The 25,945-nt window shown below is 72.7% G+C and carries 15 protein-coding genes; 3 read left to right on the forward strand and 12 right to left on the reverse strand.

The window, feature by feature from the left end; translation table 11 throughout:
- The 7 genes from ACFXAZ_RS26470 to ACFXAZ_RS26500 all read right to left on the reverse strand — a co-directional run bounded on the left by ACFXAZ_RS26470 (position 1) and on the right by ACFXAZ_RS26500 (position 12,647).
- On the reverse strand, positions 1 to 4,029 hold the full coding sequence (locus ACFXAZ_RS26470) for a metallophosphoesterase (protein ID WP_384596143.1): 4,029 nt from the start codon (positions 4,027 to 4,029) through the stop codon (positions 1 to 3).
- Between the two features lie 862 nt (positions 4,030 to 4,891).
- A complete protein-coding gene (locus ACFXAZ_RS26475; protein WP_384596146.1) occupies positions 4,892 to 6,634 on the reverse strand; it encodes a hypothetical protein in 1,743 nt (580 codons plus the stop codon).
- A 208-nt stretch (positions 6,635 to 6,842) separates the two neighbouring features.
- Positions 6,843 to 7,187 (reverse strand): hypothetical protein, encoded by a 345-nt coding sequence (locus ACFXAZ_RS26480; RefSeq protein WP_384596193.1) that lies wholly within the window; start codon positions 7,185 to 7,187, stop codon positions 6,843 to 6,845.
- A gap of 277 nt (positions 7,188 to 7,464) precedes the next feature.
- Entirely contained in the window at positions 7,465 to 9,915 is a 2,451-nt protein-coding gene (locus tag ACFXAZ_RS26485) for a tetratricopeptide repeat protein (protein WP_384596149.1), read from the reverse strand.
- Between the two features lie 43 nt (positions 9,916 to 9,958).
- Positions 9,959 to 10,741, reverse strand: coding sequence for a class I SAM-dependent methyltransferase (locus ACFXAZ_RS26490; RefSeq protein ID WP_384596152.1), 783 nt, complete (start codon positions 10,739 to 10,741; stop codon positions 9,959 to 9,961).
- Between the two features lie 99 nt (positions 10,742 to 10,840).
- Positions 10,841 to 11,722, reverse strand: coding sequence for a GNAT family N-acetyltransferase (locus tag ACFXAZ_RS26495; RefSeq protein WP_384596155.1), 882 nt, complete (start codon positions 11,720 to 11,722; stop codon positions 10,841 to 10,843).
- A 94-nt stretch (positions 11,723 to 11,816) separates the two neighbouring features.
- The gene (locus ACFXAZ_RS26500) at positions 11,817 to 12,647 is read right to left on the reverse strand and encodes an SDR family NAD(P)-dependent oxidoreductase (protein WP_384596158.1); all 831 of its coding nucleotides are present in this window, start codon (positions 12,645 to 12,647) and stop codon (positions 11,817 to 11,819) included.
- 73 nt (positions 12,648 to 12,720) lie between these two features.
- Here ACFXAZ_RS26500 and ACFXAZ_RS26505 point away from each other — a divergent pair, with 73 nt between their 5' ends.
- Positions 12,721 to 13,128: a winged helix-turn-helix transcriptional regulator gene (locus tag ACFXAZ_RS26505; RefSeq protein WP_384596161.1), complete on the forward strand. Its 408-nt coding sequence runs from the start codon at positions 12,721 to 12,723 to the stop codon at positions 13,126 to 13,128.
- A 49-nt stretch (positions 13,129 to 13,177) separates the two neighbouring features.
- Here ACFXAZ_RS26505 and ACFXAZ_RS26510 read toward each other — a convergent pair whose 3' ends face one another.
- Positions 13,178 to 14,338, reverse strand: coding sequence for a TetR family transcriptional regulator (locus tag ACFXAZ_RS26510; RefSeq protein ID WP_384596164.1), 1,161 nt, complete (start codon positions 14,336 to 14,338; stop codon positions 13,178 to 13,180).
- 139 nt (positions 14,339 to 14,477) lie between these two features.
- Between ACFXAZ_RS26510 and ACFXAZ_RS26515 the strand changes: the two genes are divergently transcribed.
- Together ACFXAZ_RS26515 and ACFXAZ_RS26520 are read left to right on the forward strand one after the other, a co-directional pair.
- Positions 14,478 to 15,104: a transcriptional regulator gene (locus ACFXAZ_RS26515; protein ID WP_384596167.1), complete on the forward strand. Its 627-nt coding sequence runs from the start codon at positions 14,478 to 14,480 to the stop codon at positions 15,102 to 15,104.
- Positions 15,101 to 16,684, forward strand: a complete 1,584-nt coding sequence (locus ACFXAZ_RS26520) for a pyruvate, phosphate dikinase (RefSeq protein ID WP_384596170.1) — start codon at positions 15,101 to 15,103, stop codon at positions 16,682 to 16,684. Before ACFXAZ_RS26515 ends, ACFXAZ_RS26520 begins: the two co-directional genes overlap by 4 nt.
- Before the next feature lie 265 nt (positions 16,685 to 16,949).
- Here ACFXAZ_RS26520 and ACFXAZ_RS26525 read toward each other — a convergent pair whose 3' ends face one another.
- The 4 genes from ACFXAZ_RS26525 to ACFXAZ_RS26540 all read right to left on the reverse strand — a co-directional run bounded on the left by ACFXAZ_RS26525 (position 16,950) and on the right by ACFXAZ_RS26540 (position 25,910).
- The gene (locus ACFXAZ_RS26525; RefSeq protein ID WP_384596172.1) at positions 16,950 to 18,791 is read right to left on the reverse strand and encodes a glycosyl hydrolase family 28-related protein; all 1,842 of its coding nucleotides are present in this window, start codon (positions 18,789 to 18,791) and stop codon (positions 16,950 to 16,952) included.
- A 422-nt stretch (positions 18,792 to 19,213) separates the two neighbouring features.
- Positions 19,214 to 20,362 carry an ROK family protein gene (locus ACFXAZ_RS26530; RefSeq protein ID WP_384596196.1) on the reverse strand — a complete coding sequence of 383 codons (1,149 nt, stop codon included), beginning with the start codon at positions 20,360 to 20,362 and terminating at the stop codon, positions 19,214 to 19,216.
- A gap of 321 nt (positions 20,363 to 20,683) precedes the next feature.
- Positions 20,684 to 23,800, reverse strand: coding sequence for an alpha-mannosidase (locus tag ACFXAZ_RS26535; protein WP_384596175.1), 3,117 nt, complete (start codon positions 23,798 to 23,800; stop codon positions 20,684 to 20,686).
- On the reverse strand, positions 23,793 to 25,910 hold the full coding sequence (locus tag ACFXAZ_RS26540) for a DUF2264 domain-containing protein (protein ID WP_384596178.1): 2,118 nt from the start codon (positions 25,908 to 25,910) through the stop codon (positions 23,793 to 23,795). Before ACFXAZ_RS26540 ends, ACFXAZ_RS26535 begins: the two co-directional genes overlap by 8 nt.
- Positions 25,911 to 25,945: the final 35 nt, after the last annotated feature.

Raw genomic sequence — 25,945 nt, forward strand, 5'->3', positions numbered from 1 at the left:
CTACTGCGTCGACGGGCCGAAGAAGGGGTAGTTGGGGCTGCCGGGGCCCCAGGTGCCGGGTCGGCCGCGGTCGTCCTTGGTGACGAACACGCTCGGCTGGGAGGCGGTCATGCCGCCGCCGGTGGAACGGGCGGTGACGAACCAGGCGTGTGTGGAGCCGGGCTTGAGGGCCTTCCAGGTGACCGAGGCGGTCCCGCCGGAGGTGACCTTGGTACGGCCGATGACGTCCACGGGGTCGTAGAGCGCCAGGGAATCCGTCCGGAAGGTCGTCTTGCGGGTGTTGAGGTCGATCGGCAGCACCATGTTGTCCTCGGTGCCGTCGTAGCGGTGATCGATGTCGTACTCGGTGGCGCCGAACTCGTCGAGCAGCGGTGAGTACGTGTCGACGGTCAGCTCGGAGCGGTCCACGTCGAACTGGAGCAGCCGGAAGAAGCCGGCGCCGAACCGGAGCTGGTCGTCGGGCTGGTAGCCGCCGATCTCGGTGAGGCCGAGGCGGTCCGCGGAGACCGTGTAGAACTGGTAGTCGGCGAGGAGTTCGACCACGCCGTGCGAGATCTCGCCGACCTTGGGCTTCACGTTCGTGCCCACGCCGTGCTCATGACCGGCCAGGATCAGGAACAGGTTGGGGTTGTCCTGGACCACGGTGTTGAACAGCATCGAGCCGTCCGGCGCGGAGAATCCGGCGCCGCGTCCGTCGGGGTTGGTGCTGGGTGCGAGGTAGTCGTGCGAGAGCAGGATGCCGTTGCGGTCCGGGAACCGCTTGAAGATGGAGTCGGCCCATTCGGCCTCCTCGCGGGTGACGCCGTACGACAGCCCGACCACCACGAAGTCCACGCCGCCCGCGGAGAACAGGTCGTAGTGGTTCTGGTTGTCTCCCTCCTGCCAGGGGCCGCCGTACTCGGCGTGCTCCCAGCCCTGGGACAGGGCCTGGTAGCGGTCGGGGCCGTAGTACTGGTTGTACAGGGCGTCGGGGCCGTTCTCGGTGCCCGACTGGTTGTCGTGGTTGCCCGCGATGACCCCGTTGGGGACCCCGGCGTCGTCCAGGATCTTCTGCTGCTCGGAGGAGACCTCCATCTCGCCGATGATCTGCCGCTGGGTGGCCTCGTCGGCGGGCTCACGGATGTTGTTCTCGATGATGTCGCCGGTGTGCGCGACGTACGAGATCTTCCGCTCGTCCTTGTTGTCGGCGATCCAGCGCGTGATGTCGCCGTACGCCTTCTCCCACACGGCCCGCTCCTCGGCCGTCTCCTGCTCCACCGCGCCCTCGGACAGGTACTGGGTGTCGGTGAAGTGGACCATGGAGAAGTCGTACGAGTCCGGGTCGGCGAACCCGTCCGGGTCACCGGCCTCGATGTCGTCGGCGAAGGGGTCCTCGCCGGTGACCATCACATGGAGGGTGTTCCGGTCGACGTAGGAGCGGTCGACGACCGCGCTCAGCACGGTGTCGCCCTCGGCGGCGCCGCGGGCGCTGGTCAGCACGTCCCACTGAGTGGTGCGGGTGTTCCACACGCGCAGCGCGGCGAGCCGCTCGGGGTCGAGGACGCCCTCCCAGCGCAGCACCGGGGAGTCCGTCCTGCCCTTGACCTTGACGTCGTAGCGCTGGAAGGTCACCTCTTCGGCGGCGGGCGCGTCGAGGGTCTTGCCGTCGGCGGGGGCCAGGGCCGCGGCCGTGACCTTCTTCTCGCCCTTGACCTTGAGGGTGGTGGGTACGGCGGTCGCCGTGCCCTGGTAGACCTCGCCCGGGGTGAGGATCTCGGCCTCGGAGAAGGTGGCGGTGACCTGGCCGCCGTCGGGTTCGCCGACCTTCGCGGACAGGGTGACGTCCCGGCCCGCGTCGGTGGTGCCGGAGGCGGGGGTGAGGTCGGCGGGGGCGTCCGGGATACCGGCGGAGGTGAACTCGACTTCCCGGGTGCCGGTGTTGCCGAGGCCGTCCGTCGCCGTGACGGACAGGGTGTGGGCGCCCGCGGACAGGCCGGGGCCGACGGCGGCGCCGGGCTCGATGTCCTCGCCGTCCAGCTTGATGTGCGGGCCGTCGACGACGCCGGAGTAGTCGTCCAGCCGTACGTCGAGGACGACCGCGGCGGTGATCCGCTTCCCGGCGGCCGGGGTGCTGGTCACCACGCGGGGCGCGGAGTTGTCGCTGAACAGGGCGCGGGTGGCCTGCTTGCCGTTCTTGGAGGTGGCGGCGAGGGTGTGCTTGCCGTCGGTGATCCGCGCGGTCTCCAGGTCGGCGCGCAGGCCCTGGGCGGGCGCGTCGACGTAGAAGGTGAAGTCGATCTCGGTGAGCGGGTTGACGTTGTCGCCGCAGTTGCCGTCGCCCATGGCGTACGAGCCCTTGAGCATCCGGCCCTCGGCCGTGCCCTGAGCCGGGGTGAGGGTGATGCCGGAGACGGTGAAGTCGTCACGGTTGTCGCCGCAGGACGTGACGAAGGTGCCGGTGACCAGGTCCAGGGTGTTCCAGCCGGGGACCAGCCACTCGTTGGGGAACGTCAGATTCACCTGGCGGCTGACGAAATCGTCGTCCAGCGCCAGCTTCTGGCCGTTGACCAGGACGTGGTTGCCGTACCGGGCCTCGATGGAGTTGGAGCCGACGGTGAAACCGAGGGTGGCGTTGCCGGAGCCGAGGGTCTCGGTGACGGGGACGGCCGGGGCGTCGATCGTGTAGCGCAGTTCGGCCTCGCGCAGCCGGGTGGTGCTGCTGCCGCAGGTGCCGTCGCCCATCGCGTAGGAGGCGGCGATGTCATGGCCGGTGACGGTGGCGCCGTCGAGGGCGAGCGCCGGGTTCGACAGGTCGAAGTCGTCGCGGTTGTTGCCGCAGGCCTCCTTGTAGGGGCCGGTGACGACGGTGATGGTGTTGTCGCCGGGCACCAGGTGCTGGGCGGGGATCGTGATGTCGACGCGCTGATTCACCCAGGTGCCGCCGAGGTCGACGCGCTTGCCGTTGACCAGCAGGTGACTGTCGTACTTCTCGTCCAGGGAGTTGGCGCCGATGTCGAAGGAGAAGGTCGCGGCGCCGTTGCCCAGGTGGGGGTCGGTGGCGGGGGCCTTGCCGTCGACGGTGAGTGACGCGGTGGCGCCGTCGGAGCCCGCCGGGAGGCTCGCGAAGACCGACTGGCCGCCCTTGACGAGCGTGCCGTCCTTGGGGAGCAGCTTGGGGGCGCCGGGCGGGGCGTTGTTGACGGTCACGGTGTTGCGGACGGTCTTGCCGGACTCGGTGCGCGCGGCCAGGGTGTGGGTGCCGTTGGGCAGGGTGGTGGTGTCCAGGTCGGCGCGCAGGCCCGTGGAGTCCTGGGGGTCGCCCAGCACGAAGAAGGAGAGCGTGGCCTCCTTCACGTAGGAGGGGTTGGTGCCGCAGCTGCCGTCGCCGAAGGAGTACGTGTACTGGTTCTCCTCGCCGTCCGCTCGCTCGCCGAGCAGGTCGAGGGTGATGTCGGACAGCACGAAGTCGTCGTGGTTGAGGCCGCAGGCGCTGTCGACGGCTCCTGTGACGATCTTGATCGTGTTCTCGCCCTTGACCAGGTGCTGGTTGGGGATGTCGATCGTGCCGCGCTCGTTGACCAGGTCGCCGAGGTCCACGCGGTAGTCGCCGTTGACGACGACGTGGTTCTTGTAGCGCGCCTCGACGGAGTTGGAGCCGACGTCGAAGCCGAGCCGGGAGACGCCGAGGGTGGGCTGTGCGGGGACGGTACGGCCGTCGACGGTCAGCCGGGTCACGGAGTCACCGGCGAGGGTTGCCTTGGCCTCGACGGTCTGGGTGCCTTCCAGGTAGGCGCCGTCGCCGGGGGTGAGGGTGGGCAGGGTGGTGGCATCCGCCGGGCTGTCGCTCTGCGTGGAGCGCTGCGCGGTGCCTTCGGTGCCGGGGTCCGCGGCGGTGGCCGCCGTGACGTTGCCGGTCAGCAGGAGGAGCGCGGCGAGGCCGGTCCCGGCGAGGCGCCGTGCGCCGGATGCGCTGGATCGGCTGGATCGGCTCGGTGTGCCTGATCTTCCCGGTACGACTCCCGGCCGTCTTCGCCGTTGTGCTGGCCCCATGAGGTGCCGTCCTTCCTGATTCGCCCGGTGATGAGGGGCATGCCGGAAGCGTCCACGTCATGCCCATGGCGGATCTTGGGCAGCGCAGATGAACGGAGCCGGAGCAAAGGAGAACCATCAACCGACGGGGAGGGGCACGCCGTTCGGGCGCGGGGCGGAGGTGCCCCTGTCGGCTACCGCCCGCATTCGGACAGCCACGCGCTGGTCAGGCGGGCGCCCGGGGGCAGTTGGGGGCGGGTGTGCACTCGGGCCGGAGGGTGACTGGCGGGAAGACGAAGGCTGGCGGGGGGATGAGGCCCGGCGGGAGGGCGGGGCTCGGTGGGAGCGGTGGGGCCCGGCGGGAGGGCGGGGCCCGGCGGGAGCGGTGGGCCCGGTGGGAGCGGTGGGCCCCGGTGGGGAGGGCGAGAATCGGCAGGCGCGGTGAGGCTCGGCGGGGAGGCGGGGCCGACGGGGAGGCGGGGCCCGGCAGGCATGGTGGGGCCAGCAGGGAGGCGAGGCCCGCAGGCATGGTCGGGCCGGTGCGCCGCCCCACAGGCTCCGCCCGGCACGGTGGGAGCCAGGCGCCGCAAGCGGCAGTGGCCGCCCGGCCCGGCGGGAGTGCGGCACGCTCAACAGGGCGACGGGGTGCGGCTCCCGCACGGCCGGGCGGCCGGGCCGGTCCCGTCCGTGAGACGCTCCCGCAGCAGCCGCCACCCGGACCGGCACGAGTCGGCACGCTCAACGGGCAGGCACCGTCCCCCGCCCGGCACAGAGCGCGGCAGCCGCCCCCGGACCCACGCGAACCGGCACGCTCAACCGCAGCCGCCGCCCCGCCCGGTGGAAGCCCGGCAGCCGCCGCCCGCCCCGGTGCCCGACGGAGGACTCAGCAGCAGTGGCCGCCGCCCGGCGCGGCCGGGGTCTCCGTGCGGCAGAAGCAGGACGCGGCGATCGGCACATCGGCCAGGGCCGTGGCGAACTTCAGCTGCTGTGCGACGATCGCGGCTTCCGCCGTACGCCCGAGCCGGACCAGGCACTCGTGGAACCCGTGCAGGGACCAGACATTGCCGGGGTGCCGGCAGGCGCGCGGGAGGGTGTCGTCGAGGCCCAGATCCGCGCGGTAGACCGCCTCGGCTTCGGCGAGGCGCCCCTGTTCCAGCAGCAGGGCGCCATAGGCGTGCCGGGGCGGCTGCATCCAGCCCCAGGGCTCGTCGTACGGCAGGGTGTCGGACAGCTCGACCGACCGCTCCAGCGCGGCGAAGGCGGCGTCGAAGTCGCCCTTGCGGTACTCCAGTTCGCCGTCCAGCATGGCGGCGGCGATGGCGAGGATGTCGGCGCAGGTGTTGTTGAACAGGATGCGCGTGTCCTGGACCCGGTCCACCGCCTCGCGGAACCGCTCGCGTTCCGTCTCGGCCTCGGCGACCCGCCCGGTCGCGGAGAGGGCGACCCCGCGGCCGTAGCGCAGCATCGCGGTGGTCGTGCTGTACAGCTCCGGGTCGGCGGGGAGCGGCAGTTCGAGGAGGTCGGACCAGCGGCCGAAGCGGATCAGCGCGTGCACGCGCATGGCCAGGAACCCCTCCAGCCAGTCGGCCATGGGCGGGCTCTGCACCCGTAGCAGCTCCTCCGGTACGGCGTCCTCCAGTTGCCCGGCCGCCTCCAGGGCCACCTCGGACCGGCCGAGGAACATCGCCCCGTAGATCTTGAAGTGGATGTTGTGGCAGCGGTAGAGGGTGTAGAAGTTCATCGCGCCGGAGTGGGCGACGGTCTTCGCGTCGACGGCGATCGCGGCATCGTTGTCCGAAACGACCCGCCGGTAGTCCCCGCACAGCACTTCCAGATGCGAGGGCATGTGCGCGAGATGCCCGGCGTCGGGGACCAGTCCGCGCAGCCGGTCGGCGACGGCCAGCGCGCTCTCCGGGTCCGGGGACATCTCCATCAGGTGGATGTAGAGATGCACGATTCCGGGATGGTCGCGTCCGCCGGGGGCGGCGAGCGCCCCGTCGAGCACGGCCTTCGCCTCGACCGTACGGGCGCCGGCGGCGGGCTCGCCGGTGCGCAGGTCCCACAACTGCCAGGGGGTGAGGTTCATCAGCGCGTCCGCGTAGAGGGTGGCGACGTCGAGGTCGCCGGGGGCGCTCTCATGGGCGGCGCGCATGCGTTCGGCGTAGGGCGCGTTCCACACCGCGCAGTCCTCGACGGGGCTCGCCTGCGGATAGCGGGCCCGCAGCGCCTCGATCAGCGCTCGCTCGGCCGGCGTGACACCGGCCGCCGCCCGCTCGTGCGCCCGCTCGACGGCCGCGTGGGTGCGCTCGACGGTTCGGGCGAGATCCCGCGCGTCGAAGAACTCCCAGGGCTTGTTGTAGTTGGGGCCGAGCGCGTAGGCGAGTCCCCAGTGGGCCATGGCACAGCCGGGGTCGGCCTCGGCGGCCTTCTCGAAACAGCGGACGGCTTCCTCGTGATGGAAGGCGTACGTCCACACCAGGCCGCGGTCGAACCAGCGCTGGGCCTCGGGGGAGGTGGTGGTCACGGGACGGGTGTGGGTACCGAGGTCGAAGTCGTACCCGTCCTCGTACGCGTACCCGTCCTCGTACGCGTCGGAAGCTGCCTCGTCCCGTGCCTGGCCGTCCATGGGTACCCTCCCGAGCCGTGCGCCGCGCCGGACCGGTGACCCGGCTCCGCGGGCACCCAGGGTAGACGTGATCTCCCGCATACGGTGAGCAATCACCCCGGCCCGACCCGTGCGGCCTCGGCTGAGCCCCGGCCCCCCGTGGGCCACCACGAGGGGGACCCCCGCCCTCGGCCAACCGGACACGCTCGGCGAAGTGCCAAGGGGGGTACTAGAGGTGGAGCACCCGCTGGGTCAGCTCCCGGTACTGCCTCAGCGCGATCCGGAACTCGGCGGACGACGCCTCGGGGTTCTGCTCCTCCCAGGCCGCGCGGAGGACCCGCCTGCGTTCCGCGAGAGCGGCCACGAGATGGGCGGTGGCCTCGTCGTACGCGCTCTCGGCCTCCTCCAGCGACTGGAGCGGGCTCTCGTCGAAGATGTTGAGGGCGTGGCCGAGGCGGACGGCGGTCTTGTCGCGCTCGGCGGCCGGAATCAGTGGTTCCGGGCCTCGGCCGCGGCGTTCGGCGGGGCGGCGGGACTGGTCCGCGGGCTGCTGGGCGCGAGTCTGGTCGTACATCGTCATGTGCCGCTTTCGTTGCGATGGCGGCCACCTTGATGATCATCAGGGTGACCCTGCTGGACCCTGCTCCGGGCTTTCGCGGTCACTGTGCGCACGGTGCGGGAGAACCCGGCCCTCTCGACCACCTGCCGCTCGGCATGCGGGGTGGGCGGGCCCGCGGTGTCGTGCTGCCAGTCAACGTCCGGCGGGGGTTCATGTCAAAAGCGACGCATCCCGGGAGCGGCGCGGCTCTCGCGGCGATCTCCCTGCCGGGTGGCTCCCGTGCTCAGAGCCGTCACACCCGTCGGCTCTCTGCCGTGCTCCCCGTGAGGGCGGCCAGCAGATCCGCGGCCTCCGTGCGGCAGGCGTCGGCCTTCGCCGTCTCGCCGGTGCTCGCGTGCAGTCCGGCCAGCGCGCGCAGCGTGTACGCCTGCCACTGGCGGTCGCCGAGCCTGCGGAAGGCGGCGAGGCTGTCCTCGTAGTACGTCACGGCGTCCTGGGGGTGGCCCATGTTCTGGTGGAGGGCGCCGATGGCGTCCAGGATGCGGGCGATGCCGCGCCGGTCGTCGAAGGTCCGCATCAGGGCGGCGGCGGCCTCGTACTGCGCGAGCGCCTGGTCGTACCGGCCCTGCTCCCGGTAGGCGTCCCCCGTGATGCGCAGCGTCCAGCCCAGGCCGCGGCGTTCACCGATGTCCTCGAAGGTCCGCCGGGACCGGTGGAGCAGGGCCAGGGCCGTGTCCAGGGCTCCGGCGTCGATCTCCAGGTCGGCGCTCATCTGGAGGACCCAGCCGCGGGTGCGCGGGATACCGCACTCCTCGGCGACGGTCAGCGCTCGCGCCAGGTGGGCGCGGGCCCGGTCGTGTTCGCCGCGCACCCGGTAGAGCCAGCCGAGGTTGGAGAGGCAGTCGGCGGTGCCGGCCCGTTCGCCGAGGCGTTCGAAGACGGCCAGCGCGTCGAGCCCGTGCCGCTCGGCCTCGTCGAGGCGGCCCTGGAGCCGCCGCAGCACGGCGAGGTCACGGAGGCTGACGGCCACGCCCAGTTCGTCGCCTGCGGCCCGGCACGCCTCCAGGACCGGGCCCTGGGTCCGTTCCCAGTCGCTCCACAGCGCGCGGGTGTCCTGGTACGCGACGAGGAGGCTCGCCAGTTCCGAGGCCGCGGCGGTCATTCCGGCGTCCAGCGCTTCACGGACCGCGCACAGCAGGAACTCGTACTCCGCCGCGAGGCGTTGCAGGGCGTCCGGAGCGGGGTGCGGTGCAGGGTCCGGTGCGGTGGCTGGCGCGGTGGCTGGTGCCGTGCCCGCAGCCGGGTCCGGGTGGCCGTTGCCCGGAGGTGCCGGCCAGCGGGGGAAGCGGGCCGGATGGCGGTGGCTGCCCGGTGTCACCAGGCGCTCGGCGCGCTCCGCGAGGCGCAGGCAGTGCCCGACGACCCTGCCGAGCGCCGCCCGGCGCTCATCACCGCCGAGTTCTCCGCTCGTGAGCAGTTCGGCGGCGTAGTCCCGTACGAGGTCGTGGTAGCGGTACACGGACTCGCCGCCCGCGTCGTGACCGAGCCACTCCAGCAACTGTGCCTCGGCGAGTTCGTCCATGCACCGCTCGGCCTGTGCCCGGGTGCAGTCCATGGCCGCCTGCAACGGCAGGACGGAGAAGGACGGGGCGTCGCACAGGGCGAGCAGCAGGAACGCCCGCTGGTTGACGGCGGGCTGCGCGTGGTAGCCGACGGTGATGCCGGTCCGGACGTCGAGGCCGCCGGCCCGCAGTTCGCCGAGTCTGCGGTGCTGGTCGGCGAGGCGTCCGGCGAAGTTCTCCAGCGACCAGGCGGGGCGCCCGGCCAGGCGGGCGCCCGCGATCCGTACGGCCAGGGGCAGCAGGCCGCAGGCGCGCACGATCCGCGAGGCCGCCTCCGGTTCGGCGGCGACCCGGGCGGCGCCCGCGAGGTTGCCGAGGAGTTCGACGGCCCGGTCGTGCGCGAGCACCCCCAGTTCGAAGGAGGTGCCGCCGTCCAGGCCGGACAGCCGGGGCCTGGACGTCACGATGACCAGCGAGGTCGGTGTCCCGGGGAGCAGCGGGCGCACCTGGGCGTCGTCCCGCGCGTTGTCCAGCACGATCAGCAGCCGCAGGCCCGCCGTGCGCGACCGGAACATCCGGGTGCGGTCGTCGAGATCCTCCGGGACGGCCCCGGGGTCGACCCCCAGGTCGCGCAGCAGCATGGCCAGGATGTCGGCCGGTGCGCGGGGGGTCGTGCCCGAGGCGCCGCGCAGGTCGACGTACATCTGCCCGTCGGGGAACTCGCGGGTCAGTTCATGCCCGAGGCGTACGGCCAGCGCGGTCTTGCCCACGCCGCCGCGGCCCGACAGCATCACCACGCGCGTGGGGCCGGACGGTGCCGCGCCGCCCCGCCCGGCCCTGCGCCTCCAGCGTTGCCGCAGTCCGGGTCCCAGGACCCGCTCCCGGATGTCCTGGACCAGTTCCGCCCGTCCGGTGAAGTGGTCGGTCGCCGCGGGCAGTTGGCGGATCACGGTGGGTACGACATGGCCGAAGGCCCCGCCCGTCGCCTCGCCGCCCTGGAACACGGCGGTCGCCCACAGGCTGAGCGCGGAGCCCAGCGCCCCCACGGCGGCGCCGACCCCGATCACCCACGGCTGCGCCGAGTCCACCGCGTCGAGCACCGCCGCGCAGGCCGCCGCGCACACCCAGGCGCCGATGAGCCCGACGGTACGGGCCTGGCGCGAGGTCCCGCGTACGGTCATCGGCGCTTCCCCCTCCGCACCGGGCGGCGCGCTCGGCGTTGCCTCATGTCCTCGCCACGAACACGGTCCAGCCCTTCGTGTCCCGCCACGGTCCGGCGCCCGCGGCGAAGGCCCGCGCCGCCTCCCGGCCCACCGCGTCCACCATCCGGGCATGCCGGGCCGTTTCCCGCTCCACGCCGTAGAACACGAGAAGGGAGGCGGCGAGCGCGGCCAGCGGCTCGGGCTCGTGGAACACCAGCTCGCCCCGGTACCCGGTCTCCTCGACCTCCCCGAAGACGTCCTTCAGCAGCGGGCGCAGGGTGTCGGAGTCGACCCGGGGCAGGGACGGCAGGGGCCTGCCGTCGCCGACGCGGTCGCGCAGCAGCCGGGCCAGCCGGGGTGTCGTCCCCGCCATGTTGACCACGGCGAGGTAGGCGCCGCCCGGACGCACCACCCGTCGGGCCTCCGCCAGCGCCTGTCCCAGGTCGGACACGTGATAGAGCATGTGCCGCTCCAGGAGACAGTCCGCCGATCCGTCGCGCAACGGCAGCGCGCAGGCGTCCCCGCGCACCACGCCTATGCGGTGCCCGCGCGTCCCGGCCACCGCCGCCGGGGAACGGTCCACCCCGATCAGCCGCCCGCCGTGCCCCTCCCGGGCCCAGCGCCGCAGCAGATCCCCGGTGCCGCAGCCGACGTCCACCACGGTCCCCCGCGCTCCGGCCCACCGGCGGGCCAGCGCCAGCGTCGCTTCCTCCACATCGTCGGGGGGTTCGCTGTACGCCCGGTGGATCGCGCGCCGGGTCCGTAACGCCCCCAGATCCGCGTACTCGTGCCCGATGAGGTCCAACCGATCCGCCCCCGCTGCCGACCCGCACATCCCCGTACCCGTAACCCGTACCCCGTAACGGGGGCTCCGCACCCTGCGCGGTGGGGCGTCCGTTTCTCGCTAGAGGTCGAGTTGGTATCTCAGGGTCGTGTGCGTGGGTGCGTAGCCGAGGCTGTCGTTGATGCGTTTCATCGGGGTGTTGCCGGCGGCGGTGTCGGTCAGGAGGCCGCCGAGGCGGGGATGGCGGCCGTGGGCTCGTCGGATCGACTCGGCCTTCATCCAGCGGCCGAGACCGTGTCCGCGGTGCTCGGGCAGGACGCCGGTGCCGTAGTGCTGGGCGTCACCCGTGCCGTCGCCGGGGACGACGAGTTCGGTGAACCCGGCGATCGAGTCGTCGGCGGTGTCGACGGCGACGACCGTGTGCAGGTGGTCGCCGCGGTCCTCGATGGCCTTCGCGGCGGCCCGGACCCGGTCCACGTCCCAGGTCACGGTGGCGTGGTCGGCGGCGTCCATGGGCATGTCGTCCATGGCGCGGCGTGCGGCGGCGAAGGTCCGGGCGAGGTCGTCGGGGACGGTTCCCTGCCAGGACGCCAGCCGGTAGCCCGGATGCGGACGCCCGGTGATCTCGCCGAGGGCGGTGGGGTCGACGGCGTCCAGGGACAGGCGGGCGTACGTCAGGGTGAGGACCTTGCGGAAGCCGTGCGCGGGCAGGAAGTGGGCACCGGGCGATCCGGCTTCCGCCTCGGCGGCGACGCGGCGTCTGCCGTTGTCCCGGGCGGCGGTCAGGACGGTGTCCAGGAGCCGCGAGCCAACGCGCCTCCGTCGCTCCACGGGGTGGACGTGGAGCGTCAGTTCGGCGAGGTGCGCCTGTCCGGGGTCGGTGAACAGACGGAGAAAGGCCGTCCCGACCGGCACGGAATCGGCGTCACAGGCCAGCCATGCGAGGCGTCTGCTGTGCGGGCCGTGAGTGGGATCGGTGAGCGGGGTGATGCGAAGTGACAAGGTGTCTCCGTCGGTCGAGTGGGGGCCGGGCCGGTACGAGCGACTGTGCGGGTGCGGCCGGTCACCGGTCGGTTTCCCGGCCCTCCCGCGCCGGTCAGCGGGCGAGCAGCAGGTCTTCTGTGTAGGCGGCCAGGCGGGTGGCTGCTTCCGGGTCGAGGGTTTTCAGGGTCCGGTCCACCGGCCTGCCCTGGTCGATCGCGGTCAGCGGGGCCGCGGGCGGCCGGTCGATCCACTGGACGACCGGCCGGACCGCGTCGGCCACCGGGCGGGCGAAGAGCGTCGCGAGCAGTTTGATCGAGCCCCGGACCACCGGGTTCGGGTAGCCGTCGGCGCCGCTGCGGGTGAAGCCGGGGTGGTAGAGGACATAGCGGGCCCTGCTGCCGGAGCGGGCGGCGAACCGGACGCCCAGCAGGTCGTTCGCCCGCCCCGCCTGGAGTTGGGCGCGGACCTGGTGGTAACGGCGAGTCAGCTGGGGATCCTCCCAGTGGATCCGGCCCGCCGTGTTTCCGACGCCGGCGACGTTGATGATCACCGGATCGGAGCCTGCGTCGAGGAGGGGGCTCAGCCGGTGGCTGAGCAGATAGCGGCTCAGGTAGTACAGCGCGAAGGTGGACTCCAGTCCTTCCACGGTCTCCGTGCGTTTGGGGCTCACCCGGTTGGCGAACAGGGCGAGCGCGTCGAGGGTGTCGTACTGCTCGCCGATGCGGGCGATCACGCGTTCGGTCTCGGCGATCGAGGACAGGTCCGCCCGGAGGAACCGCAGGTTCGGGTGCGCGGCCCGGTCGAGCAGCGCACGGCCTTTGGCCTCACTGCTGCCGATCACGGTGACGCGGTCTCCCCTGGCCAGCCGTTCCAGGGCGGTCAGGCGGCCCATTCCGTCGGTGCCGCCGCTGATGATCACGTTCTTGGGTGCTTGGCCCGGCACGGTTCCTCCGTAGGCTCGACAGGGACGGATCCATCCTGAGCCGCTCGCCCACCGGCCGGAAGAAGGCAGTTTCATGTCCGCTACGCACACCGGTGTTCCCTCGCTCCTCGCCCATGAGCTGCCCCGCCCGGTACCGGCGGACGAACTCGCCGTGTGTCCGGTCGGTGACGTGTTCCGGCGCGTGGGCGACAAGTGGAGCATGCTGCTGGTGATCCTGCTCGGCCGGCGCCCGCACCGGTACAACGAGTTGCACCGTGCCGTCGGCGGTATCAGCCAGCGGATGCTGACCCGCACACTGCGCGGCCTGGAGGCCGACGGGCTGGTCCGGCGCGAGGTGCGGCCGACGGTACCGCCCGGCGTCGAGTACAGCCTGACCCCTCTCGGGCACACCCTGCTCCAGCCGCTGTCGGCACTGGCGGACTGGGCGGTGTGCCACGAGGCGGAGATCAGCGAGGCGCGGGCGCGGCACGGCGGCGCGTAGCCGATCCCGAGCAGGTCGTCGGAGATGGCGGCTGTCGGTGATCGGGTGGTCAGCGGGGCCGCCGCTTCACCCGGTCCGCCTCGGACGGCGGGTCGGCGGCGGGGTACGCGCGGCTCGGGTCGGCGGCGTCGTACCGGTGGCTCGGAGCGGTGGCCACCGCGTGGCCGGCGCCTCGGCCCTCCGCGCGGGCGACGATCAGCCCGGCGTGTACCCGGATGGCGGTTTCCGTGAAGTCGTCGGCCGGGTCCGGGCCGATGGCCGCCGCGAGGGTGCCGTCGTCGTCGAACACGACGCGTGGCCGGGGCAGTTCCCCGGGCGCGAACACCCGACGCAGACAGCCCACGAGATCGACGACGCGGAGCCGGGCCAGTCGGCCGAGTTCGGAGGGGTCGCTCGTCACGACGACGAGGGTCACCTTGTCGTCCGGACGCGCCGAGCGCAGTGCCTCGTCGGCCGCGGACAGACGGCATACCCCCAGGACGACCACCACGCCGTCGTCGCCGAGGTCGACCGGACGGCCGTCGATCTCGTCGCGCGGGGCGCCGGGGGCCTGCCACTGGTCCCGCGTCGACCGTGCGGGGGCGACGAAGGGCAGGTGGGGCGGCTCGGCGTCGTCGAGGGGAGCGAGGTCGGCCAGGTGTTCGGCGGCACGGGCCAGGTCGAACGGGTCGCCGGCCCCGGGGGCGTTCTCGGCGAGACTCGCCGCGCCGTGCAGCAGGGTCAGCGCGAGCCCCGCCAGGCGTACCGTCCGGGTGCGCGGCGGGGTGCGCGGTGCGAGGGCGAGGGCGAGCAGGAGGGCTTCGAAGCGGACGAGTTCGGCCAGCGCCGCCCGGGTCGGCTCGGTGTCGAGGACGCCGGACAGTGAGCGCAGTTGCAGATGTCCGCTCCCCGGGGTGTCGCCCGCGAGGGGAAGCCGTTCGAGCCAGACCCGGGCGAACGCGCCCAGTGCCCGGGCGACGGAGTCGGGGGATCGCGCCGGAGGCTCGGCGGAGGCACGGGCCCGCTCGGCGAGGTCGGCGAGCACGGCGAGGTAGAGCGCGCGCTTGCCGGTGAAGTTGGAGTAGACCGCTCCCCTGGTCAGTTCGGCCCGCTCGGCGATCCGGTCGATCTTGGCCTCGCCGTAGCCGTGCTCGGCGAATTCCTGCCGGGCCGCGACCAGAACCGCCGCGCGGGTCCGTTCCTGCTGCTGGGCCCGGGTCAGCCTCACCATCGTGTTCCCTTCCGGTCCTGTTCCGTTCCGGTCCTGTTCCGTTCCTTGCGTGTCATGATACCGAGAGCATCCGGATGACAACATCATCCGAGTGATGGGAATATTGGGAATATGGAGATCACTCCAGAGGGAGCCAGACATGAACAGGCCCGATACCCGCGTGGCGGACACCAACCTTCTCGTCCTGCACGCCCTGCGCTGTGTCGGCGCGTCCGACTTCGGCCGGCTGAGCCTGGTCACGGGGCTGGACGAGTCCGCCGTCGAGTCCGAGCTGCTCGATCTCGAAGCCGTCGGGTTGGTCGGGCGGGTGCCCGGAGCGATGTCCGGCTGGTGGCTGACGGATGCCGGTCGCGCGGCGGACGCCGAGCGGATCACGGCCGAGCTGGAGGCGGCCGGTGCGCGCGGCGCGGTGGGCGCGGCCTACGACCGGTTCCTCGTCCTCAACCCGGAGCTGCTCGACCTCTGCGCGGCATGGCAGCTCCGGTCCGTCGACGGCATCACGGTCGCCAACGACCACAGCGAGCCCGGCTACGACGCCCGGGTCCTGGACCGCTTCGCCGATCTCGACCGGCGTGCCGCCACCGTCCGGGCCGAACTGGCCGCGGTGCTGCCCCGGTTCGGCCGGTACGGTGTCCGCCTCACCGGTGCCCTCGATCGCGCCGCCTCCGGCGAGCTGGAGTACGTGACCGACGGCCTCGCGTCGTACCACACCGTCTGGGCGGAGCTGCACGAGGACCTGCTCGCCACCCTCGGGATGCGGCGATGACCTGGATTCGCCCGCTCGGTGCGCAGGTCGAGGAGACGGCGGAGACCCTGGGCGGCAAGGCACACGGCCTCGTCCTGCTGCACCGGCTCGGCCTGCGGGTGCCGCCCGGATTCGTCGTCACCACCGGGGCCTGCCGCGCCTTTCTGCGGGCCGGACGCCTCCCCGAGGGACTGGACACCGAACTGACCGCCGCCATCGCCGGTCTCGAACGCTCCACCGGGCGTGTCTTCGGCGGGCCTCGCACACCACTGGCGGTGTCCGTCCGTTCCGGAGCCGGTGTGTCGATGCCCGGCATGATGAGCACCATCCTCAACCTCGGACTCACCACCGGGGCCACCGCGGGCCTGGCCGAGGAGACGGGTGACGAGCCCTTCGCCCGGGATGCGCGGCGGCGCTTCCTGTCGAGCTTCGCGTCCGCCGTCACCAGCGCCGGGACGGTCGATGAGCCGAGCGGCGGCGCGGGATGCGCGCACCCCGTTCCGGACGACCCCGCCCGCCAGTTGGAGCAGGCCGTCCGAGCTGTCTTCTCCTCCTGGGACACCCCCCGCGCACAGACCTATCGCACGGTGCACGACCTCCCGCACGACCGGGGCACCGCCGTGATCGTCCAGGCGATGGTGTTCGGGAACCGCGACGATCACAGCGGCAGCGGGGTCGCGTTCAGCCGTGATCCCAACACCGGCGAGAAGGTTCCCTTCGGTGAGGTCCTCTTCCGGCGCCAGGGCGACGATGTCGTCTCCGGACGGTCGGCGACCCGGCCGCTGCGGGCACTCGCCGCGCGGGAACCGGCCGTGTGGACCGCGCTGCTCGACGCGCTGACGCGGATCGAAGGGCATTACCGCGACGCCTGCTATGTCGAGTTCACGTACGAGGCGGGCGAGCTGTGGATCCTCCAGGTCCGGCCCGGCCGGTTCGTCGGAGGTGCCGCGATCCGCGTCGCCACCGAACTCGCCGACGAGCGGGTCATCGGGCGTCACGAAGCGCTGCTCAGGGTCTCGCCGCGACATCTCCGATCCGCCCGCACCCCACGCATCTCCTCCACCGAGGAGGCCGACGTCTTCGCCCGGGGGCTCGGTGCCTGTCCCGGTGTGGCGGTCGGCCGCGTGGCGACCACCGCGGACACGGCGGTACGGATGGCCCGGGACTCCCCCGTCATCCTCGTACGCCCGGAGACCTCCCCGGACGACATGCACGGCCTCGCCGCCGCCGTGGGAATCGTCACCGCCCGTGGCGGCCCGGCCAGCCATGCCGCGGTCGTCGCACGCGCCATGGGAAAGCCCGCGGTGGTGGGCGTCGCCGGCCTGGCCTTCGGCGTCGACGGCGGCAACGGCTCGGTGCGGTGCGGCGGTCGGGGCATCGGCGACGGCACGCTCATCACCCTCGACGGAACCAGTGGTGAGGTCGCGCTGGGCCGTCCGCGCATTGTCACCGACGCAGCCGGAGGGTACCTCCGCCGGTTGCTCGCGTGGGCCGACGACATCTCGGGCGACCACCGCGAACGCGAGGAATCCCAGCGTCTGGAGGCGGCCCACGCCGTGCTGCGCCCCACACCGGCTCACCCCAACCCCACCGTGCCCTGATGGCGAGCGGCAGCCGGAACCGATCATGAGGGCGGTGCGGTGCGGGGTGCTTGACGCCCAGGTGGCAAAACCGCGCGTGCGGTGCGCCCCCCCCGGTGGGGGGCCGGCCCCCCAAAGCGGGGGGGGGGGCCGGGCCGGGGCGCCCGCCCCCCCACTCGGGGTGGGGGGGGGGGTGGGTGGGGGGTGTTGGCCCCCGGGGTGCAACCCCCGGGGGGCGGGGCCCGGGTGGGGGGGGCCCCGGGACTCCCATGCGGGTGGGAAAGGGTCAGCGGCGGGCCGCCGTCGCACTGATCGTGAAGGTGGTGGGTGAGTCGTTCTTCGTCGCGCTCTGTCCGGGACGGAGGTTGGTGATGGTGGTGCCAGTGAACGTGCCGGTGCCGGTCACCCCGGTGGTGACCCAGATGCCATGGGCGGCCGGGGCGTCGATGGTGTTGCTGGTCAGCGTCACGTTCACGTTCTTACGGTCGATGTAGAGGCCGGACCGCAGCGCGCCGCGCAGCACATTGTCCGTGAGCGTCACATTCGTGTACGCGTTCGGGAACTTCGAGGTGGCGGAAGGCGAGCTGATACGTACGCCGTGGCGGGTGCCGTTCCAGCCGCCCCCGCCGAGCAGAACGTTGCCGGTGACGGTGGCCGACTCCAGCGGGTGGCCGCTGTCACCGAAGACACCGATGTCCAGCGCGCTGTTCGAGGACACACTGTTGACCAGGTTGTTGGTCATCTGGATGTTCCGGCCACCCGCGATGCGCAGCCCGTTCGCCCACCATGTCGCGACAGCCGTGTTGCCGATCACCTTGGCGTCGCTGAGCTGCCCGTTGGTACCGGACGCCCCGGCGTCCGCGTAGACCGCGAAGGAGTCGTCGCCGGTGCCGCGGGCGAAGTTGTTCTGCACCGTGATGTTGTAACCCAGCTTGTCCGGGTTGGGAGTGTTGCTGTTGTTGATGTTGTAGCCGTCGCCGTAGGTGTCGGCGGTGCGGCTGTCCCGGATGACTCCGTTGCTGCCGGACAGCCAGTTGGCGTCGGTGTGCCGGGTCCACAGCCGCTCCACCAGCCAGCCGCCCGCACCCGAGGCGTTGATGCCGTAGTCCGCGCCGCCGGCGCCGCCGATCCCGCGCCACACGGCGTTCGTGTCGATCTGGAGATCACTCAGCTTCGTACCGGAGCCGACCAGGACCTGCGAGCGCTGCGTCGCGGGCAGCGGCACCTTGCGGTACAGGGTCGAGTGCCACATGCCCGCGCCGCGCACGGTCACCCCGGTGAAGTCCAGCGGCTTGCTGCCCACGAGGCTGTTGGTGAGGTACTTGCCCGCCGGGATCCACACCGTCTTGCCCTGCGTGCGGGCGGCGTTGACGGTGTTCTGGATGGCCACGGTGGAGTCGGTCGTGAAACCGGGGTCGGCGCCGTAGTCCACCACCGACAGGGAGTTCGCCGGACGGGCGACGGCCGCGCCGACCTGCTCCAGGTCGATCGAGTCGACCGCGTAGAAGGCGGCCGTGTTCGCGGCGTCCTTCTTCAGCGTGACGGTGGCGTTGGCGGGGATCGCCGCGCCGGTGACCCGGACCGGGAACTCGTTGTAGAAGTGGTACGCCTCGCCGCCCGCGTTCGGGTCGTCCGGGTTGGTGGTGGCGTTGCGGTAGTTCCAGGCCTGCTTCGAGCTGAGGGTGATCGCCTGCCGGAAGCTGCCGTTCACATACAGGTTGAGGGTCGCGTCGAGACCGCCGCCGCTCGCCGTGTCCGGGATCGCCGCCCTGACCACCAGCGAGTTGGCGCTCTTGCCCGAGCTGTTCTTGACCGATATCGCGTGCCCGGTCGCCTTCAGCTCGGCCAGCGCGTAGCCGGACGCCTCGCTTTCGAGCGTGGCCTTCGTCGGCGCCGGGTCGCCCGGCTTGATCGACCGGACCAGCGCGCCCCCGGCCAGGGTGCCGCTCTCCGCCTCGACCGTGGTGAACGGTGTGGTGGCCCCGGCCTGCGCGGCCACCGCCCGGCCCTTCGTCTTGGCCGCGACCGCGGCCTGCGCTGCGTTGTCGGGAAGGACCGTCAGGACTCCGCTGCCGAGCACTGCCGCTCCGGCGAGCCAGACGGACAGTCGTTTCGTCGTGCCTTGCATGGCCGTCTTGCCTTGCACAGCCGCATTGCGTTGCATGGCGAGCCTCTCAAGGTAAAAGGTGCGTGGACTGGATGTGGTGCGACGGCGAAGGTGAGCCGCCGCCTTGTGGATCAGCGGAGCGAGATCTCTCCGCTCCTCCGTTCCTCCGCTCGGCTCGCGCCGAGACACGACCGGCCGCAGGTGTCGCGGCCGAGTCGAGGTATGTGGGGGTGCGGGCGTGCGTCGTGCGGGTGCGCTCAGCACGCCCCGCCGGGGGGTGGGGACATGTCCTCGGGGTCGAGGACGAGGGCTCGGGGTGCCTGGAGGCCGCCCCTGGGTCGGCCCGGGGAGAGACCCTGGACCGTCCATGGAGAGCCCGGCGACCGTTCGAGCCGTGTGGTCCGGGCAGGTCTGAAGCCGTGTGGTCCTGGCAGGCCTGCGCCTCAGCCGAGCAGCAGCGACCTCGGCTGGACGGACAGGACTTGGTCGAGCACCAGGGAGGCGGCGCCGATCGCGGCGACGTTCTCGCCGAGGGTGGTGGAGGCGACGAGGGTCGGATGGGTCGCCTTGACGAAGGGCGAGCGGGCCACCATCGCCTCGATCGGCGGGAACATGTGCTCGCCGAGCACCTGCCACGCCGGTCCGCCGAAGACGATCGTGTCGATGTCGAGCAGGGTCGCCGCCGCGCAGACGCCCCGGCCGACCCTCAGGGCGAGGCGCTCGATGATGCCGCCCGCCCGCCGGTCCCCCTCGGCGGCCAGTTCGGCCAGCCGCCGCAGACCGCGCTGGGCGTCCGCCGGGTCGACCACGGTGAAGTCGGCACCGAGGACACCCAGCGCGATGGCCTCGTCGACGAGGGTGTGGATCGAGCAGGCCGCGCCCAGTCCGCCGACCTCACCCGCGTTGCCGGACACCCCGCGCAGCACGGTGTCCTCCACCACGAGCCCCATGCCGGAGCCGGTGCCGAGGTAGAAGAAGAGCAGGTTGCGGCTGTCGCGGGCGGCGCCCGCCCAGCGTTCGGCGACCACGGCCGCGGTGACGTCCTTGTCGAGCAGCGCCGGGAAGCCGGTCGCCTCGCTGAGCCGGTCGCGCAGCGGGTAGCGCCCCCAGCCGTGCAGCTCCGGCGGGTCCACGACCGACCCCGCCGCGGCGTCGATCGGGCCCGGCGCGGCGATACCGAGGCCGAGGACGCGTTCCGCGTCGATGCCCGCCTCCGTCAGCAGTTCGGCCACCGAGGCGGCCATGTCGGCGACCGTGCCGTCGGTGTCGGCGCCGCTCGGGGTGCGCCGGCTGCGCTGGGCCACGACCGTGCCGAGCAGGTCCACCAGGATGCAGGTGATGACGGCCGGGTCCAGATGGATGCCCACGGCGTAGCGAGCCGCCGGGACGATCTCCAGGAGGGTGCGCGGTTTTCCGGTGCCGGTGCTGTGCTTGCCGGACTCCCGGGCCACGCCCTGGTCGAGGAGCCGACGGGTGATGTTGGAGACGGTCTGGGCGGACAGCCCGGTGGCCTTCGCCAGCTCCACCCTGCTCAGGCCCGAGGTGTGACGCCGTATGGCGTCGAGTACGACGGACTCGTTGAAGTCACCCATGCGCGGCAGATTGGTGCCACGCCGGACGGCGGGCTTCGCGATGCTCTCCGCCTTGCCGGAGCCGGCCGCCCCGCCGGTGCTCGCCACTTCGCCCGTGCTCGTCGCCTTGCGGGTGCTCGTCGCCCCACCGGCGCTGTCGGCTCCACCGGCGCTGTCCGCCAGGCCGGCTCGATCCGCCGTACCGGCTCTCGCCGCCGTACCGGCTCTCTCCGTCTTGCTGGTCACCAGGTCCCTCCGGCTGCCCATCGCAGGAATCGTACACACAGAGAACGCACAGGCCAGGCGGGCGTACACGGCTCGCCCGCCCGGCCGTGCGGCGGATCAGGTGCTCTCGCCCACCCCTGCCGGTCGCAGGCGCAGGGTGCGGATCTGGAAGGGCCGCAGCCGCAGGTCGACGGCGTCCCCGGTGTGCGGCAGCTCCTGCTCGGGCCGCTCAAGGAGGTCGCAGTCGCTCACGGCGGCGAGCGGGAAGCCCGCCGTCAGGCGCGCCGACGCCGCGCCTCCGAACGCCTCGTACAGCCGCACCACCACATCGCCGCTGCGGTCGTCGGCGAGCTTGACCGACTCGACCACCACGTCGGTGGTGTCGAGGCCGATCAGCGCGGCGGCGTGCGTGGGCGCGGGGCGCAGCGGCAGGTTCAGGGCGTAGCCGCCGGCCACGGCCTCCTCGATGCCGACGCCCGCCAGCAGGGCGTACGTGAACTGGTGCCGGCCACGGTCGGCGTCGGGGTCCGGGCTGTGCGGGGCGCGCAGCAGGGAGAGCCGGACCGTGGTGGTGGTGCCGCCGTCGGACTCGCGGGTGTCTCGGCGGACGTCGTGGCCGTACGTCGAGTCGTTGAGGACGGCCGCGCCCCAGCGCCGCTCGCCGACATGCACCCAGCGGTGCGCCCACAGTTCGAAGCGGGCCGCGTCCCAGCTGGTGTTCTCGTGCGTGGGCCGCTGGACGTGGCCGAACTGGATCTCGGCGCTCTCCCGTTCGGCGTGCACGTCCAGCGGCCAGGCGGCCTTGAGGACGGTGTCGCGCTCCTGCCAGTCGATGTCGTTGCGGACGGTGACCTGCCGGCTCTCGGCGGCCAACTCGACGTACTGGACGAACCGCGAGGCCCCGTGGACCCGCTCGACACGGACCGAGGCGAGCAGCGGACCTTCGTCCACGAGGGTCACCGACTCGGCCCGGTCGAGATCGCGGACCACGTCGCGGTAGTACGTGTCGATGTTCCACGCCGACCACAGGTTGGGGTCGTCGGGGTGGAGCTGGAGGAGGTTGCCCGCCGTGCCGGGGGCGATGGCCTCGCGCCGCGCCGCGTGGTCGTACACGGAGGTGATCAGTCCGCGGTGGTCCACCTCGACGGTCACGACGCCGTTGCCGAGGACGAAGCCGCCGTCCTTGGCGGTGGCGGAGACGGCCTGCGCGGGGGCGTCCACCGCGCCGCCGGAGGCGAGCGCGTCCACCTCGGCGAGCACCGCGGTGCGCCCGTCGGAGAGCGGCTGCCCGGCCGGGAATGGCTGCCCGCCGGTCGTCGGTTCCCCGGCGATGACGGCGACCTCGCGGCGGGCGTAGGGGCCGGCGTTGAGGAGCGCGGGGCCGCCGGGCAGGTGCCCGGCCGCGTCCGCGATCAGGGTCTCCAGTTCCTCGCGGATCTCCGCGTACTCACGCTCGGCCTGCTGATGCACCCAGGCGATGGAGGAGCCCGGCAGGATGTCGTGGAACTGGTTGAGCAGCACCCGCTGCCACAGCGAGGTGAGGTGCTCGTACGGGTAGGGGGCGCCGGCCCGCAGCGCGGCGGTGGCGGCCCACAGCTCGGCCTCGCGCAACAGGGCCTCGCTGCGGCGGTTGCCGCGCTTGGTGCGGGCCTGGCTGGTGTACGTACCGCGATGGTTCTCCAGGTACAGCTCACCCCGCCACACGGGCAGTTGGTCGCGTTCGGCGCGGGCCGCCGCGAAGAACGCGTCGGGCGCTTCGATGACGACCTTGGGTGAGCCTTCGAGGTCGCGCAGGCGGCGGGCCTTCTCCAGCATGGAGCGGCTGGGGCCGCCGCCGCCGTCCCCGTAGCCGAACGGCACCAGGGAGCGGGTGGCCACGCCCTTGTCGGTGAAGGTGGTCTCGGCGTGGGCGAGTTCCGCCCCGGTGAGCGCGGCGGTGTAGCTGTCGACGGGCGGGAAGTGCGTGAAGATGCGGGTGCCGTCGATGCCTTCCCAGTCGAAGGTGTGGTGCGGCAGCTTGTTGGTCTCGTTCCAGGAGAGCTTCTGGGTGAGGAACCAGCTGGCGCCGGCCAGCCGGGCCAGCTGCGGATACGCGGCGGTGTAGCCGAAGGAGTCGGGCAGCCAGACGCCGTGCTGCTCGATGCCGAACTCCTCGGCGAAGAAGCGCCGGCCGTAGACCAGCTGGCGGGCGAGTGCCTCGCCGCCCGGCAGGTTGCCGTCGGCCTCGACCCACATGCCGCCGACCGGGGCCCAGGTGCCGTCCCCGGCGGCCTTCTTCATCCGCTCGAAGATCTCCGGGCGCTGTTCCTTGATCCACGCGTACTGCTGGGCCGAGGAGCAGGCGAAGACCAGCTCGGGGTACTCCTGGGCGAGGGTGGTCATGTTGGTGAAGGTGCGGGCGCACTTGCGGACGGTCTCGCGTACGGGCCACAGCCACGCCGAGTCGATGTGCGCGTGGCCGACCGCGGCGAGGGTGTGCGCGGAGGCGTGCGCGGGCCGGGACAGTACGTCGGACAGGCGCTCGCGGGCCGCCGCCGCGGTGCCCGCGACCCGGGTCGGGTCGATGGCGTCGGCGGCGCGGCGCAGGGCGTGCAGGATCTCGTGGCGGCGCGAGGAGCCGACGGGCAGCTCGTGCATCAGCTCGTCGAGCACCTCGATGTCGTGGATGAGGTGCCAGACGTCGTCCTCGCGCACGGCGATCTCGGCCTGTTCGAGGCGGTAGATGTGCGCGTCGCCGGAGGTCTCCAGGGAGCCGTGGTGCAGATGCAGGCCCGCGCTGCCGACGATGGGCGGGTTGGCGGCCAGTTCGATCAGCAGGTCGATCCGGTCGCCGCCGGTGGCGTGCTCGGTGAGCAGCACCGTGCGGTTGTAGGGGTGCAGGCCCTGGAGCGGGGCGCCCTCGGCGTCGTGGACCAGGCCCTCGGCCTGGCCGCCGGGCCCCTTGGTGAGGTCGAAGCCGAGATCGAAGACGGCCTCGACGCGCCGGCCCGTCCAGTCCTCGGGGAGGTCGGCCCGCGCGCGCAGCCAGGTGGTGGCCCAGGGGCGGCCCCAGGTGGAGCCGAGGGTGAAGGGTTCGTAATCGGCGGCCAGCGCGTCCGCGACCGGGACCGGTTCGCCGTCCACGAACCAGGCGCTCAGCGTGAAGGGCCGCGCGGCGCTGTAGAGGGCGGGACGGATCACCCGGTCGAGGAGTTTGCGGATCCGGTCCTCGATGATCCGGCGGTCGTCATGCACGGCGGAAGTCCTTCCAGGGGTCGTACGAGGGGTCGGGCGCGGGCAGCCGGATGGTGTCGCGGGCCCCGTCCGGCCAGGTCACCTCCGCGCACAGGTCGGTGTCCTGGGCACGGGTGGTGACCTCGGGCAGGGCGGCGGGGTCGGTGCCGCCCAGATGGATCAGGGCGATGTGCAGGGTGCCGTGGGTGACGGGTCCGTCGGTCGTGACGACGGGTGTCGCCGACGTGGCCCCCATGGCGTTGCTGTCGATGCCGGACACGACGGAGGCGTGGGGGAGGTGATGCGCCCCGATGATGACGGAGACCGGTCCGGCCTCGCCCGCGACCCGGACGGTGGCGGGGTGGAGTGCTCCGTCCCCGGCGTTCCCGTCACCGGCATCCCTGTCACCGGCATCACTGTCACCGGCATGCCCGTCCCCGGCGTTCCCGCCAGCGGCATCCCCCAGCCCGGGAGCCTCTCCCCCGGCGGCCCTTGCCCCGGCGGCGATCGCCGCGGTGTCGACCGCCCCGGTCGCGACCGCCCACCCCCCGATCCGCAGCACATGACCGTCCGTGCTGTCCGGCGCCGGGTCGACCCGCACGGCCCGTACCTCGATCGTGCCGCGCAGTGCGGAGCCGACCGTGATCCAGGGGCCCAGCGTGTAGGGGGTGTCGGGGCCGCCGAAGGGGTCCCAGGTGGCGTCGGCGGGCCAGTGGGCGCGGCTGCGCGAGACGGCGGTGGTGTCGCCGAAGGAGACGCGGGTCGCCGGGCGCCGGTGCGAGGCGCGTCCGGCGGCGTCGAGCAGTACGACCGCGTTGTCCAGCGGGTCGGCGTCCGCGCAGGACCCCGTACCGGCGGTGGGGTCGCCCGGGGTCTCGGGCGCGGTGTGCGTCGAGTAGGCGAACCGTGCGTAGCAGGGGTCGTCGGCGTGCGGCCGGATCGGGTCGGCATGGTCGCCGCCGTGGTTCACGACCCGGACGATCCCGTCGGCCGAGGTGCCCGAGACCAGCCAGCCGGGCGCCGCCAACGCCCGCCCGAAGTTCCCCTGTTCGACGGCGAGGGGGGTTTCCGGGCTGGTCCACACGGGGTGGTCCGGCGGTAGCGCGAGCCCGATGAAGCCCTTGCTGGCCCAGTACGGGGACGCCGGTCCCGAGTACACCTGGAGCACGCCCCGGTAGGGCCGGTGCCAGCCGAGGGTGAGCAGGCCGTTCTCGTCGGTGGCACCGTGCCGGGTGAAATGGTCCAGCATGCGGGTGGCGAGCGCGCGGGTCTCGCCGGGCGCGAGCGGTGTGGCGTCGAACAGCGCGCCGGTCCACAGCGAGGCGAGGGCGGCGTGCCGGTAGGTGAGCGAGCGGCCCTGCACGAGCGGTGAGCCGTTCGCGCCCACCAGGAGGCGCTGGTCGGCGAGGAACCGGGTGAGCCGGGCCCGGTAGCGGTCGAGCAGCCCGGCGGGGGCCGCGTCCCCGAGGATGCGGCAGAACCACAGCGGGTACAGGTGCATGGCCCAGCCGTTGTAGTGGTCGAAGTTGCGCGGTTCCCCGCCGGTGAGCCCGTCGGAGTACCAGCCCTCGCCCGCGTACCAGCCGTCGGTGAGGCCGATCGTGCGGTCCAGGTCCTGCTGGTGCCACTGACCGCCCACGGTACGGGCGAAGGCCTCCGTGATGCCCTGGAACCAGATCCAGTTGTTGCCGGGCATCAGATTGCCGGTCATCGGCGCCAGCCAGTCCAGGATCCGCTGTCTGACCTTGTCGTCGAGCCGGTCCCAGATCCATGGCCGGGTCTCGTGCAGCGCGAGCGCGATGGACGCGGCCTCCACCTTGGCCTGGTTGCACTCGGCGAAGGACGGCCAGCGCTCGGGGTGCGCCGGGTCGGTGCCGGTGGCGAGACCGGCCGCGTACCAGGCGGCCAGGCCGTGCGGATCACCGCCGCCCGCCCCCGCCAGCCGGAAGGCGGCCAGCAGGAACGTACGGGCGAAGCCCTCCAGGCCGTCGCTGAGCACACCGTTGGAGCTCGGCACTCCGGGCAGGTGGATCAAGGAGTGCCCATCGGTGGCGTACGGCCGTACGGCGAGCAGCATCCGGTCCGCGGTCCGCTCCCAGTGGGCGCGGTCCTCGGCGGGGGTGCGGGTCATGGCGTGCGGGTCTCCCTCGTCATGAGGTGCGGGTC

It is taken from the genome of Streptomyces sp. NPDC059477, assembly GCF_042749375.1.
Classification (GTDB): Bacteria; Actinomycetota; Actinomycetes; order Streptomycetales; family Streptomycetaceae; genus Streptomyces.

What these genes read in the sequence shown, in the direction of transcription:
- ACFXAZ_RS26470 (WP_384596143.1), bottom strand. Translation starts at nt 4,029, where the DNA reads ATGGGGCCAGCACAACGGCGAAGACGGCCGGGAGTCGTACCGGGAAGA.
- ACFXAZ_RS26475 (WP_384596146.1), bottom strand. Translation starts at nt 6,634, where the DNA reads ATGGACGGCCAGGCACGGGACGAGGCAGCTTCCGACGCGTACGAGGAC.
- ACFXAZ_RS26480 (WP_384596193.1), bottom strand. Translation starts at nt 7,187, where the DNA reads ATGTACGACCAGACTCGCGCCCAGCAGCCCGCGGACCAGTCCCGCCGC.
- ACFXAZ_RS26485 (WP_384596149.1), bottom strand. Translation starts at nt 9,915, where the DNA reads ATGACCGTACGCGGGACCTCGCGCCAGGCCCGTACCGTCGGGCTCATC.
- ACFXAZ_RS26505 (WP_384596161.1), top strand. Translation starts at nt 12,721, where the DNA reads ATGTCCGCTACGCACACCGGTGTTCCCTCGCTCCTCGCCCATGAGCTG.
- ACFXAZ_RS26510 (WP_384596164.1), bottom strand. Translation starts at nt 14,338, where the DNA reads ATGGTGAGGCTGACCCGGGCCCAGCAGCAGGAACGGACCCGCGCGGCG.
- ACFXAZ_RS26515 (WP_384596167.1), top strand. Translation starts at nt 14,478, where the DNA reads ATGAACAGGCCCGATACCCGCGTGGCGGACACCAACCTTCTCGTCCTG.
- ACFXAZ_RS26520 (WP_384596170.1), top strand. Translation starts at nt 15,101, where the DNA reads ATGACCTGGATTCGCCCGCTCGGTGCGCAGGTCGAGGAGACGGCGGAG.
- ACFXAZ_RS26525 (WP_384596172.1), bottom strand. Translation starts at nt 18,791, where the DNA reads ATGCAAGGCACGACGAAACGACTGTCCGTCTGGCTCGCCGGAGCGGCA.
- ACFXAZ_RS26530 (WP_384596196.1), bottom strand. Translation starts at nt 20,362, where the DNA reads ATGGGTGACTTCAACGAGTCCGTCGTACTCGACGCCATACGGCGTCAC.
- ACFXAZ_RS26540 (WP_384596178.1), bottom strand. Translation starts at nt 25,910, where the DNA reads ATGACCCGCACCCCCGCCGAGGACCGCGCCCACTGGGAGCGGACCGCG.